Source organism: Corynebacterium sp. H128 (genome assembly GCF_037482625.1).
Lineage (GTDB): Bacteria > Actinomycetota > Actinomycetes > Mycobacteriales > Mycobacteriaceae > Corynebacterium.
The window spans coordinates 49,191-61,256 of record NZ_JBBHKW010000011.1 but is presented as its reverse complement, the minus strand read 5'-3'; the positions used below and the strand labels follow the sequence as shown (position 1 = coordinate 61,256).

Below are 12,066 nucleotides of genomic sequence, written 5' to 3'. Positions count from 1 at the left end.
TGCGGGTGACATGGCGGCATGCGTTCGCTACTGCGCTGCCGAACTTGCGGCCACTTCTGTCCTTCTGGCTTAAAAGTAGCCTGTGCTGTCTATTTCTCGGGCATTGTCCATCAAGCGTCGTAGCGTGCAATTTTGTGAGTTGAAAGGGAAAAGTCCACACTGAATAGACAGATAAGTATTTAAGTAGTGGACAGGTATGTATGGAATGGTCTATGTTTATTGAACTACTTAGTTTGTGCTCGGGAAAGGAAGCTCCACATGATCGTGACTGGATTACTCCTCGGTATTGCGCTGGGCGCAGTTATGCAACGAGGACGGTTCTGTGTCACGGGTATGCTCCGTGACATCTTCACCCTCAATTCGTGGCGGGGCATCGTCGCACTGCTGGTCGTCATCTCAGTGCATGCCGTCGGCATCGCAGGATTGGCCGCGGCCGGCGTCATCACTCCGAAAGTTGATGATTTCGCTCCCGCAGCGGTAATCGTGGGTAGCGTGCTCTTCGGCGTCGGCATCGTGCTCGCCGGGGGCTGCGCCTCAGGTACCTGGTACCGCTCAGGCGAAGGCCTCGTTGGTTCCTGGCTGGCGCTCATCGCTTATGGACTTTCCGCGGCTGCAATGAAACGCGGTGTACTACAACCCCTCAATGGCTTCCTTGGTGATCGCACGGTGAACCTGCGGACACTGCCAGAAACCTTCGGAATTTCGCCGTGGTGGTTCGCGTTGGGGCTCTCGGCATTCACCATTTACGCAGTGAACTACTTCCTGCAGCGTGATGCGCTGCGCGGGCCGGTAGCCAAGCTGGACGAGCCACTATGGCGTCGCCCGCTGCACCTTTACACAGCCGGTGCCCTCGTGGGCATCTTAGGCGTCATCGCATGGCCGCTATCTGCAGCTTCGGGTCGCAACTCTGGGCTGGGCATCACCACGCCTTCGGCAGACGTCTTTTCCTATCTGGTTACCGCTAACACCAAGTACCTCAACTGGGGAACGCTCCTCGTGTTGGGCATCCTCGTCGGATCCTTCATCGCAGCAAAGGCCAGCGGCGAGTTTCGCGTCCGGCTCCCTGATGCGACCCAGGCGGTTCGATCTGTCGCTGGCGGCACGCTCATGGGTGTGGGCGCCGCATGGGCCGGTGGATGCACCGTGGGTAACGGCATGGTGCAAACCAGCCTGTTTAGCTATCAGGGCTGGGTTGCACTCGCATTCACGGCAGTGGGTGTGGGCATTGCTGCCAAGATTTGGCTGAAGCCAACCCAGGACACCGCGATCGTTTCGACTGATGTAGTCGCAGCTAGTGGCGTCGATAAGCAGCAGGCGCCGTATGCGCAGCAGTCCGAGTCACAACCGAGCTTCGCCGTAGCACCGATCGCTCTCAAGGTGCGCACTGAGCAACAGCAGGGGCTGCGTCAGATCGCAGAGCGCACCTACGCTTTAGATACTTTAGGGGCGGTATGCCCGTTCCCGCTGGTTGATGCCCGTGCAGCGATGGAAAATCTTGCAGAAGGTGATAGCTTGGTCATCGATTTCGACTGCACCCAAGCTACCGAAACAATTCCGCAGTGGGCTGCCACCGAAGGCTATGCAGTCAGCGATTTTCGCAGGCAGGGCAATGCCGGCTGGCAGATCACGGTGCAGAAATAGCCCGGTCGGCGATGGCTGTGCCCATGAAACGCATCGCCGTCTTCGGGCTCTCTGCCACCCGTCAGCTGCTGCTCAGTTGGTGGGCTAACATCTCAATGTGCTCGGCGGTGTGATCAGCCATCATGGTCACCCGGAGGATAGCTGCGCCACGGGCGACAGTCGGGAAACGGATCGCTGGCACCCACAGGCCTGCTGCTTTCAGCTCCGCAGCCGCAGCCAAGGCTGCTGTCTCCTCTCCAACCCGAATCGGAATGATAGGGGAGGAGGTTGCAGGGAGCCCTAAGCGCTGAGTGAGCAATTGGATGTTGCGGCGCAGCTTCGGCAGTTGCTCGGGTACCAGTGGCAGTGCAGCCAACACTGCGGCGGGCGCGGCGGCGGACGTGGCCGTAGAGAACACGTAGGATCGCGCACGATCTCGCAACAGCGCGGCAATCTCATGCGAACAAGCGACAAATCCGCCCTCGGTACCCAACGCCTTGCTGGCGGTGCCAACCAGGATCTCCGGTAGCTGACAGGAGTGCAGCTCCGAGCTGCCCTTGCCGCTAGCGCCCAGCGATCCGATGGCGTGGGCATCATCGATCATGAGCCACGCGCCGTGCTCCTTACACACCTGCTGCAGCGCCGGCAGGTCGGCGATGTCACCATCCATGGAAAACAAGCCATCCGAGATCACCAGCGCATCACGGCTGCTGCGACCTGCCAGCATGCGCCCCAAACTGTGATAGTCCCCGTGCGGGAATACCTGCAGGTCCGTGCGAGCGATGCGACAGCCGTCGATGATGCTGGCATGGTTCAGTGAATCGGAAAAGATGCAGAGATCGCCCGAGGTGGCAGCGAGGGTGGCGATGGTAGAGAGATTGGCCTGGTATCCGGTGGCAAACAGCACACAATCTTCCGCCCCAAGAAAGGTGGCAAGCGCCGACTCTGCTGCCCGGTGCAGCTCGGTTGTTCCAGTGGTGAGTCGAGAGCCGCCGGAGCCCGCGCCAAACCGTGCAGTGGCGTGACTGGCTGCGTGGATCACCTGCGGGTGCGCGCTCAAGCTCAAGTAATTGGAAGAGGAAAACAGCACATAGTCCCTGCCGTCAATACACGCGACGGGGTGCTGCGCGGAAGCGAAGGTCCCGGGAGTGCGGTGCAGTCCCCGGTCGGCCCAATCCCGGTTGTGCCGGCGCGCCAGTTCGCTCAGGTTCATTGGCGGGGCTCCACCAAAACCGGAGTGTTCTCTAAATAATCAATGGTGCTAGCAAGCTCAGCTTCCGAGCCATCGTAGAGAAACACCCGCGTGCCGCTGGGGGAGCCGAGTTCTTTGCAATTGCGCAAACGATAGTAGGTGCCAGCATGAGCAAGGTAGCCGGTGGTGTAGTCCGGGTCGTCTGAAATGCACAGCTCGGCGACGATATTCGGGTGGGCGCAGACCTTGCTGGCAAGTGCCAACGCTTCGGTGAAATGCTGCTTGCCTTTGGTCTCGGCGTTGCCACTGTCCTTGGCGGAGCCTGAGTGCGCGTGATCCATACAGGACACCCGGACACCGCGTTCGAGGTTGGTATCGAGGCGTGCGCCACTGTGGGCGTCGATAAGCATGGCGCCGCGTAGCCCCCGGACGTTACGCAGCAGCCTTAAAGCCGCGAGATCCCAACCGTTCTTGAGGAGGAAACTGTGCAGGAAGGCATCGGTTTCGGCAATGCTGGCGCTCGGGATCTCCTGGACGCGCAGCGCTGGCACACGCAGGATGGGTTCGGGCACTGCTTCGACCTTGATGTTGAGGGTGTCGGGCTGGCCCTTGGGGTGGGAGAGCGCGCGGGCAGTGAGCTTCTCGACGCTCGCTGCTATCTCGTTGAAAGAGACAATGCGCTCAGCGCCAGAAATGTGGGATCCACCCGCCGCGGCACGCATCTTGACCGAAAATAAGCTCATGAACACCCATCTTAAACGGTGTTCAGATCAGGATCGTGCCGATTACCGCAATCGTGATAACAACGCAGGTCACCGCAAGGCCGACCAAGAAGGGCTTCAAACCCGAACGACGAAGCGCAGCGAGCGTCACAGAGGTGCCGAGGGCAAACATCGCAGCAGCAAAGAGCCACGTGCGCAGCGTCTCCACACCGTGCAGGAATTCTCCAGGAAGCGGAAGAAACGTGCGGATAAGCACAGCAAGCAAGAATCCCTGGATGAAGAGTGGGAACATCGTCTTGACGGAGGGCTTCGCGCCCGAACCGAGGCCGATGAGCACCACTACCGGCGCAAGGAGCAGAACGCGGCCGAGTTTGATGGCTACCGCTAACTCCACGGAACCCAAAATGGATCCGGCTGCAACCACTTGACCCACTTCATGGGTGGCGCCACCGATAAACAAACCAGCCTGCTCCGGACTCCAACCCAGTCCCATCGCGGCAACCGGACCAACGAAGATCATCAGCGTTCCCAGCACCACGATGACGGCCACTGCTGAGGCGAATTCTTCAGCTTTCCGCTTAGGTAAGACGCTCTCCACCGCGCTGATGGCCGCGGCGCCACAGATCGAACAACCCGCGCCGATCATCAGCACGTGTTCCTTGGATAGTGAAGAGAACTTGGTGAGCGCATAGGTGCTGGCCAAGCCACCAGCCACGATCGCAACAATAGTGAGCAAGGTGCCCACGCCAAGGTGTGCGAGCGCAGATAAGGAGATGGAGAAGCCGAGGATCGCCACACCGAAGCGCAGGACCTGTTTGGCGGAAAAGGCCAGGCCTGGCAGCCAACGCTCGGAAAGGCGGGCGGAATTACCGAGCACGATTCCTAGCAAGATAGCCAGGAGGATGAGAACGCTGACACCCGTGCTTGCTTTGATCCAGTAATCAAGCAGGTAAGCCACCAGTGCTCCAGCAAAACTCAAAGCGAGGCCCGGAGCAATCTTCTGTACAGTCATGGCCTCCATTGTGCACCTGCCATTGCACAGAGAAAAACTACAGTGGTGGTTATGACTCTTGCTTCGCAACGCACACGCCGCCTCGGCCACACCTTCATCCAGCACACGCTCGAGGTGCCGCTTGATCATGGTGATCCGGCAGGTCCAGCCATCTCGATCTTTGCCCGGGAGATAGTCCGCGATGGTGGCGAAGCGCTCCCAATGCTGGTGTATCTGCAAGGTGGCCCAGGGTTTCCGGCCGCCCGGCCTACCGATCTAGGTGGGTGGCTGGGGCCGATGCTCGCCAACTATCGGGTCCTGCTGTTTGACCAGCGTGGCACCGGCCGCTCCGCGCGGATAGACGCTGACACTGAGTTCGATGCACACACCCTGTCTTGCCTGCGTGCCGACGCCATTTGCGCTGACGCCGAGGCGCTCCGCCAGGCCTTGGGATTGCAGAAGTGGAATCTCCTCGGCCAGAGTTTTGGTGGCTTCTGCATCACCACCTACCTTTCCCAGTACCCGAATGCAGTGGACCGAGCCTTTCTCACCGGCGGGCTCCCGGCGGTCGGGGTGGATGTCGATGATATCTATCGCGCTACCTACACTGCGCTGGGGCGTCGTCACGAGGCTTTCTATCAACAGTTCCCATGGGCCCAGCAGCGGATACGGGAAATCTGTGCACATTTGGATGCTTCAGCTGAGCTATTGCCAACCGGGGAACGACTCAGCTCCCGAAGGTTCCGCACGATTGGCATTGAACTCGGGAGGGGAAGCGGTTTTGACTCTCTAGGCTATCTACTGGAGGAGCCGTTTCGGACGGTGCGCGGTGAAAAGAAGTTGCGATCCGATTTCCTCGTCGATGTTGGACAACGAGTTTCTTTCGCTGCGGCACCACTGTATGCGGCGCTACACGAGTCCATCTATGCGGGTCCGGGGCGGGCTACCGAATGGTCTGCGCAGCGTGTTCGTGCTGAAATGCCGGGTTTTGAGGAGGATGCGGATCCGCGTAGCGCCGATAAGTTTTATCTCACCGGTGAACACATCTATCCCTGGCAGTTTGAGGAGGATCCCGCGCTGCGGCCGTTCGCGGCGGTGGCGCAGGAACTGGCCGCAAAAGCGGATTTTCCGGAGCTCTATGATGTGCGCGGGTTGGCGTCGACAGGCGCTGTAGCGGCGGCAGCGGTCTACCTTGATGACGTCTTCGTTCCCTTCGCCTATTCGATGAATACTGCCGCGATGTTTCGTGATCTGCGTCCGTATGTGACCAATAGGTTCCAGCATGACGGGGTGCGTGTGGACGGGGCTGGGATAGTTGCCGAACTGCAGAGGCTTATCGACGACCATTAAATAGTAGCTTGCATCACAGCACAGCTTCCCATATATTGAGAATATCCAACCGCTAGGTGGGATATATTCTGTTGTTGAGATCGCAGGGGAGTCCGCTATGAGCGTCGAAGTACCGCACACCGTGCCAGAAGAAGATCGTTCCGCCGCGATCGCAGTCGCGGCCTTCCCGGCAGTGATTCTGCTCGCAGCAGTAGCAGCCTTCTTCTTTCCAAGCCCATTTTTGCCGTTGGCCAAGTACGTGACCACGATGCTCATGATCATCATGTTCACCATGGGGCTTACGCTCACCATCCCGGACTTCAAAGAGGTGGCCAAACGCCCCGTCCCCATTTTCATCGGGGTCGTCGCCCAATTCGTGGTCATGCCGCTGGGCGCTGTCTTCGTGGCCAAGATCTTCGGTTTTAGCCCGCAGTTAGCCGTGGGGCTGTTGCTGCTCGGCGCAGTTCCCGGCGGTACTGCTTCCAACGTCATCGCGTACTTGGCTAAGGGAGATGTGGCATTGTCCGTGGCCATGACCTCCGTGTCCACTTTGCTGTCGCCGATCATGACTCCCGCTCTGATGCTGTTGCTCGCTGGCGCAGAAACAAACGTCGATGCCGCCGGCCTTGCGATGGGATTGGTGAAGACGGTGTTGGTCCCGGTTATCGGTGGCCTGGTCATTCATATCGTTGCGCCGAAACTGGTCAACTCCATCATCCCGATCCTGCCGTGGTTGTCCATCCTGGCAATTGCGGCCGTGGTGTGTCCCTCAGTGGCCAAGAGCTCAGCAAAGCTGGCTACAGTCGGTATCGCAGTATTCCTGGCGGTAATAGTCCACAACCTGTTGGGTTATGCCTTGGGATATTTGTCTGCCAAGGCAGCAAAGGAACCCGTCGCGGCGTGCCGAACCACCGCGATTGAAGTGGGCACCCAGAACTCGGGGCTGGCTACCGGCATGGCCGGCCAGTTCTTCTCAGCGGAGGCGGCGCTGCCGGGCGCGGTGGCTACGGTTATTCACAATGTGAACGGTGCCATCATCGCGCACTTCATGCGGCGTCACGACAAAACTGTGGCTACCCGCGAAAAGGTGCGTGTCTTCTCTTAGGTGCATCGGTGGTGGGCTACGCTTTGAGGAAAACGTCTGCATCCTTAAATCTAAGGAGTCAGGAGATTTCCATGGAGTTTCACACGCTGTCTGCCGCTGAACAGCAAGAATTCGATCGGCTTGTCTCTGAGCTCGAGGTACCTGAAGAGCACACTCTCGATATCGCCGTAGTTGTGACTGCGGTGTACACCAGCTAACACCTGCTCCGAATCAGCCAATCAGCCCACCGAAAGCCGCGGAATCGCGGCTAGCAGTGCCTGAGTGTATTCGTGCTGCGGCTGTTCGTAGACCTGTGCCACCGTGCCAGATTCCACGATGCGTCCCTTATTCATCACGAGGACATCCGAACACACCTGGCCCACCACGGACAGATCGTGCGAGACAAAGATCATTGACATCCCATGCGCCGTGATAAGGTCCTCGATCACGTTGAGCACCATGGCGCGCACCGACACGTCGAGCGCGGAAACCGGCTCGTCGGCAAGCATGATTTTGGGGCGTACGGTCAGGGCGCGCGCGATGGAAATACGCTGGCGCTGGCCGCCGGAAAACTCGTGGGGAAAGCGCTCCAGGGCAGTGCTTGGAATACCAACCTCGTCGAGTACCTCGCGTACCCGCCGCTCCCGATCCGGTCGGGACCAGCCCCGCAGCGGTTCAGCAACGGAGTCTGCGATGCGCATGCGTGGATCCAGGGAGGAGAACGGGTCCTGGAACACCATCTGGGTTTCACCGTCCACTTGCACCGAGCCGGTGGTGGGCTGATCTAGACCAGCGATAATCCGCAATACCGTGGACTTACCGGAACCGGAGCCGCCGACTACGCCGAGACGCTGCCCCTCACGCAACGTCAGGCTGATGTCCTCGGCAGCCACCGTGGCAGTGCTGCGCAGTAGGGAGCGATGTCGATAAGTCTTGCTCACGCCCTCCACTCGCACGATCTCTTCGCCCAAGGGTGGGCGCGGTGGAGTGCTGTGCGCAACACCGGGGCGGTAACTCCCATCCTGCGCGGACTTCACTGTGTACAGATGCCCCGAAGCATCGCGTGCACTCAGATCTGATGCTGCGAGCAAGCCTCGCGTGTAGTCGTGCTGTGGTCGCTGCAGCACCTGCTCGGTGGCTCCGTCTTCTACGATCTGCCCATCTTTCATCACTAGGACGCGCTCACAGATCGTGGCGACGAGCCCCAAATCGTGCGTGATGAACAACAGTGCCGTGCCGCGTCGTTGCGCTAGTCGCACGATGAGCTCCACGATCTGCCGCTGTACAGTCACATCCAACGCCGTGGTCGGTTCATCGCAGAGCAACAGTTCGGGTTCATTAGCCAGGGCCATAGCGATGAGCACCCGCTGACGCTGCCCGCCAGACATTTGGTGGGGGAAGCGTCGTGCTAGCTCCGGGCTAAGACCGACATCCTCCAGCAGCTCCGACGTGCGTTGCTGTGCCTCGCTTTTCGACGCCCGGCCGTGCACCGACATGACCTCTGCAATTTGCGCTCCTACCGTCATCAGCGGATTCAGCGCGGTCATTGGTTCCTGGAAGATCATGGAAATGTTCTCGCCACGGAGTTGGGAAAGGTCGCGCTCACTAGTGGTGAGCAGCTCCCGACCCGCAAAGTCTACGGAACCGGTGGCGGTGAGATTACCCGCGAGCAAACCCATGATGGACAGCGCCGTGAGGGACTTTCCTGAGCCAGATTCACCGATGAGCCCCACGCGTTCTCCTGGGGCGATCTGCAGGTTCACATCGCGCACCAACTCAGTGCCGGACTTAGTGGTCACGCGCAGGTTTTCAATGTTGATCACAGGGCTTCCACCTTCATTGCGCGTCGTGACTTTGGGTCCACCGAGTCACGGAGACTATCACCGAGCAAATTGAACCCCAGCACGGTCAGCGCAATCGTCGCGCCGGGCCAGAAGGCAAGCATCGGGGCAGAGGCGAGGGAGCTTTGGGCGTTTTGCAGCAGCCTTCCCCAGGACGGTTCCGGTGGTGGGGTACCCAACCCAAGGAAGGAAAGCGCGGCTTCGGCCAAAATGGCGAGGGCAAAAGACACGGAAGCTTGCACGATCAACATGCTGGCAATGTTCGGCAGCACATGCTTGATAGCGATCAACCACGCGGGCAGATGGGCATCCCGGGCAGCCAAAATGTAGTCCTTGCTCATTACCTGCAGGGTTCCCGAGCGGGTGATTCTGGTGAAGCCAGGAACTGAAGCAATACCGATAGCAACCATCGCTGTCAGCGTCGAACTACCCCAAATTGCACCGGTGACAATCGCGAGCAGGAGAGCAGGAAACGCCAACAACACATCTGTCAACCGCATGATCAAGCCCTCGACTCGGCCACGAGACATTCCTGCCAGAATCCCGAGTGGGGTACCAATAGCAGCGCCAATACCGACGGCAACAACTCCTACCAGTAAGGCGATCTGGGAGCCGGCCATCATTTGGGAAAACACATCGCGTCCATAGCGGTCCGTACCCATGAGGTGTCGCAGCGAAGATCCCTGAAGGCGGTCTGCTGGGATGGCGTGGATTGGGTCATAAGGCGTCCAGAAGAATGACACCACTGCGGCGATGACCACCGTAGCGACGATGCACAGGCCAATGCGGCCAGAAAGATTGAGCCTCATGAGATCCTCGTTCGTGGGTCGATGATCGTGTTGGCCACATCCACAGCTAAGTTCACCAGCAAAGTAAACAGCACCAGGAGCATGACGATGGTCTGAACTGTGGTGATGTCTCGGCCCACAACTGCATCTAGCAGCATCGTTCCTAGGCCGGGGATTGAAAACACCCGTTCGATGACAACGGCACCCACCACCAAGGAGGTTAGCTGTAGGCCTGCGACTGTTACCACCGGCAGCGCTGCGTTGCGCAGACCATGCTTGCGCAACGCTTGGCTGGTGGTCAGTCCCTTGGCACGGGCGGTGCGCATGAAGTCATCGCCGAGGATATCCAGGACGGCACTGCGCACGTAGCGGGTCATGATCGCGCCCTGCACCGCGGCTAGTGCGCCCGCAGGCAGAATCAAGCGGGAGAGGAAACCGCTCAAGGAATGGTTCGGCGGCACCCAGCCGTTAGCAGGAAGCCAGCCGAGCTGCACTGAAAACAATGACACGGCAAGGACCGCAGCGAGGAAGGATGGGATGGCAATGCCGATCTGAGAGGCCGCGGTAATCGCAATGCCGTCGATAGCTCGGGCTCGCATGGCTGCCCAGGTTCCCAGCGGAATAGCGATGAGCAGCGACAGCAGCATCGCTGCGCTAACAAGAATCAACGACACCTGCATGCGATCCCAAACCAGTGGAGAGATTTCCGCACCTGAGGTGAGCGAGGTGCCGAAATCTCCACGCAAAAGCCCTCCCATCCAGGTGAAATACTGTGCAACGAGCGGCTGATCCAAACCCAGCTGAGTCCGCTTCGCCGCGACTGCTTCGGCGGTGGCTGTCACGCCCAATGCGATTTCTGCCGGATCACCAGGCACTACGCGTAGCAGCAAAAACACCACCACGCTGGATACTAAGAAGGTTGCCGCGTAACGGGCCCCGAACCGGGCTAGTTGCAAGATCATGGTCGCTTTCCTAACCGGGCAAGCTCCAAGCCCTCCGTGCGCACATCCGGCTGGATTCCCGTTACATGCGAATCTGCGACCACAATGTTCGGGAAATTAAATAGCGTATCTGCGGCGGCATCGTTCATGATCTGGTCCACTGCCTCACCCATATAACGATTGAACTCTTCCGGGGAACCAGCATCCGCTTTGGCGAACAGCTCAGCGGTAGTCGGGTTGTGATATCCCAAGTAATAATCCGGGCCGAACAATGTCGTGAGGTCACGGGCCTCCACATGGGCGATCAGCGACATATCGTAGTCGTGCCCTTTGAGAACCTTAGCCAGCCATACCGCAGGGAATTCGGTGGATTCGATCGATGCATCCAACCCAACTTCGCGGAGTTGCGAGACCACGAGCTCAGAGATCGCAGCAGCATAGGGGAGAGAGGGGACGGAAATGACAATCTTATTATTGCTCTCATTAACCCCCGCCTCATGCAGGAGGTCGCGGGCACGCTGCGGATCATAAGGGTACTGCGTGGACTCTGCGAACCACGGGTCAGACGGTGGCACGGGCACCCCGCCGGTATCTTGACCGTAACCATCCCATGCGGTGTCGATCACTGCCTGGCGGTCAATGGCATGCATGACCGCTTGTCGCACCCGGATGTCATTGAATGGTGCCCGGGCATTGTTCATTGATAGCAGCACTTCGCCGTTGGTGGTGCCTACCTTCACCTGGTATTCGCCGCGGGCGCGCAGGACGTCGATAAGCTCGGGGCTCTGCATGGCCCACACCATGTCTACGTCGCCCGACTGCAAAGCGTTGGTGGCCCCCACTGCGTCGGCGAAATAGCGGATCGCGGCGGTGGAATTTGCCGGTTGAGTACCCCAATAGTCCGAACGGGCTTTGAAGCTCAAGGACTGGCCCACGGCCCATTGCTCTACTTCATAGGGGCCGGTGCCCACAGGCCGCTGCGCTAAGTCGGATACGCCGGTCGGGCTCATCATCGCGCCGACGAGCGTCCCCATCGCCCACAGCCATTGGTTACTCGGGCGGGAAAGGGTCACTTTGAGGGTGTGGTCATCCATGACTGTGGTCTGAGAAACCACCTTCATCTGCGATTTCAGGCCGTTAGTCCACGCATCCGAATTCACGCGATCTATGGAGAACTTCGCGGATTCAGCATTGAAAGGCGCGCCATTGGAAAAACGAACCCCCTCTCGGAGGTGAAATACGTATTCCAGGCCGTCTTCGGAGCGTTCCCAGCTGCTTGCGAGCATGGGTTGGATCGTACCGTTGTCGTCGATCTGCACGAGGCCTTCGTATACGTTCTTCATCAGCGCGCCGGGGATCGCTGCGCCGGCCGAACGCGTGAAATCTAGGGAGGCGGGCGCGCCGAATGTTGCGACAACCACGGCATCTGCACCCGCGATGCGGCCTACGCGAGTAGCAGTACTCCCAGCTGCGCACGCACTCAGCGTCAACGCGAGGCAGACGGCTATCACCGTCCGCACCACCGGGAATAAGCGAATGTTATCCCGCTCACTGTTTT

Annotated in this window: 11 protein-coding genes; 4 read left to right on the top strand and 7 right to left on the bottom strand. The window is 59.3% G+C overall.

From position 1 onward, the window contains the following. Window positions 1-258: 258 nt before the first annotated feature. Complete coding sequence (locus WG915_RS10150) at window positions 259-1,641, top strand: YeeE/YedE thiosulfate transporter family protein (protein ID WP_339565267.1); 1,383 nt, start codon at window positions 259-261, stop codon at window positions 1,639-1,641. Window positions 1,642-1,702: 61 nt separating this feature from the next. Here WG915_RS10150 and WG915_RS10145 read toward each other — a convergent pair whose 3' ends face one another. The 3 genes from WG915_RS10145 to WG915_RS10135 are packed head-to-tail and all read right to left on the bottom strand — an operon-like array spanning window position 1,703 to window position 4,546. Continuing rightward, window positions 1,703-2,833, bottom strand: coding sequence for an aminotransferase class I/II-fold pyridoxal phosphate-dependent enzyme (locus WG915_RS10145; RefSeq protein WP_339565266.1), 1,131 nt, complete (start codon window positions 2,831-2,833; stop codon window positions 1,703-1,705). Next, window positions 2,830-3,555 carry a 6-carboxyhexanoate--CoA ligase gene (locus WG915_RS10140; protein ID WP_339565265.1) on the bottom strand — a complete coding sequence of 242 codons (726 nt, stop codon included), beginning with the start codon at window positions 3,553-3,555 and terminating at the stop codon, window positions 2,830-2,832. The genes WG915_RS10145 and WG915_RS10140 overlap by 4 nt, the downstream gene beginning before the upstream one ends. Before the next feature lie 22 nt (window positions 3,556-3,577). Then, complete coding sequence (locus tag WG915_RS10135) at window positions 3,578-4,546, bottom strand: YeiH family protein (RefSeq protein WP_339565264.1); 969 nt, start codon at window positions 4,544-4,546, stop codon at window positions 3,578-3,580. 51 nt (window positions 4,547-4,597) lie between these two features. Here WG915_RS10135 and WG915_RS10130 point away from each other — a divergent pair, with 51 nt between their 5' ends. The 3 genes from WG915_RS10130 (at window position 4,598) to WG915_RS10120 (ending at window position 7,156) form a co-directional block, all read left to right on the top strand. Beyond that, window positions 4,598-5,875, top strand: a complete 1,278-nt coding sequence (locus WG915_RS10130) for an alpha/beta fold hydrolase (RefSeq protein ID WP_339565263.1) — start codon at window positions 4,598-4,600, stop codon at window positions 5,873-5,875. Window positions 5,876-5,972: 97 nt separating this feature from the next. After that, window positions 5,973-6,959 (top strand): bile acid:sodium symporter family protein, encoded by a 987-nt coding sequence (locus WG915_RS10125; RefSeq protein ID WP_339565262.1) that lies wholly within the window; start codon window positions 5,973-5,975, stop codon window positions 6,957-6,959. A gap of 71 nt (window positions 6,960-7,030) precedes the next feature. Continuing rightward, window positions 7,031-7,156 carry a hypothetical protein gene (locus tag WG915_RS10120; RefSeq protein ID WP_339565261.1) on the top strand — a complete coding sequence of 42 codons (126 nt, stop codon included), beginning with the start codon at window positions 7,031-7,033 and terminating at the stop codon, window positions 7,154-7,156. Between the two features lie 21 nt (window positions 7,157-7,177). Here WG915_RS10120 and WG915_RS10115 read toward each other — a convergent pair whose 3' ends face one another. From WG915_RS10115 to WG915_RS10100, 4 genes are read right to left on the bottom strand one after another with little or no spacing between them, the layout of a single operon-like run. Beyond that, complete coding sequence (locus WG915_RS10115) at window positions 7,178-8,752, bottom strand: dipeptide ABC transporter ATP-binding protein (protein ID WP_445227826.1); 1,575 nt, start codon at window positions 8,750-8,752, stop codon at window positions 7,178-7,180. Between the two features lie 5 nt (window positions 8,753-8,757). Further along, the gene (locus WG915_RS10110) at window positions 8,758-9,588 is read right to left on the bottom strand and encodes an ABC transporter permease (RefSeq protein ID WP_339565259.1); all 831 of its coding nucleotides are present in this window, start codon (window positions 9,586-9,588) and stop codon (window positions 8,758-8,760) included. Then, window positions 9,585-10,529 (bottom strand): ABC transporter permease, encoded by a 945-nt coding sequence (locus tag WG915_RS10105; RefSeq protein ID WP_339565258.1) that lies wholly within the window; start codon window positions 10,527-10,529, stop codon window positions 9,585-9,587. Before WG915_RS10105 ends, WG915_RS10110 begins: the two co-directional genes overlap by 4 nt. After that, window positions 10,526-12,046, bottom strand: coding sequence for an ABC transporter substrate-binding protein (locus tag WG915_RS10100; protein WP_445227825.1), 1,521 nt, complete (start codon window positions 12,044-12,046; stop codon window positions 10,526-10,528). The genes WG915_RS10105 and WG915_RS10100 overlap by 4 nt, the downstream gene beginning before the upstream one ends. Window positions 12,047-12,066 lie beyond the last annotated feature (20 nt).

Excerpts from the sequence above, each read along its gene's own strand:
- WG915_RS10150 (WP_339565267.1), top strand. The coding sequence starts at position 259 with ATGATCGTGACTGGATTACTCCTCGGTATTGCGCTGGGCGCAGTTATG.
- WG915_RS10145 (WP_339565266.1), bottom strand. The coding sequence starts at position 2,833 with ATGAACCTGAGCGAACTGGCGCGCCGGCACAACCGGGATTGGGCCGAC.
- WG915_RS10140 (WP_339565265.1), bottom strand. The coding sequence starts at position 3,555 with ATGAGCTTATTTTCGGTCAAGATGCGTGCCGCGGCGGGTGGATCCCAC.
- WG915_RS10135 (WP_339565264.1), bottom strand. The coding sequence starts at position 4,546 with ATGACTGTACAGAAGATTGCTCCGGGCCTCGCTTTGAGTTTTGCTGGA.
- WG915_RS10130 (WP_339565263.1), top strand. The coding sequence starts at position 4,598 with ATGACTCTTGCTTCGCAACGCACACGCCGCCTCGGCCACACCTTCATC.
- WG915_RS10125 (WP_339565262.1), top strand. The coding sequence starts at position 5,973 with ATGAGCGTCGAAGTACCGCACACCGTGCCAGAAGAAGATCGTTCCGCC.
- WG915_RS10120 (WP_339565261.1), top strand. The coding sequence starts at position 7,031 with ATGGAGTTTCACACGCTGTCTGCCGCTGAACAGCAAGAATTCGATCGG.
- WG915_RS10110 (WP_339565259.1), bottom strand. The coding sequence starts at position 9,588 with ATGAGGCTCAATCTTTCTGGCCGCATTGGCCTGTGCATCGTCGCTACG.
- WG915_RS10105 (WP_339565258.1), bottom strand. The coding sequence starts at position 10,529 with ATGATCTTGCAACTAGCCCGGTTCGGGGCCCGTTACGCGGCAACCTTC.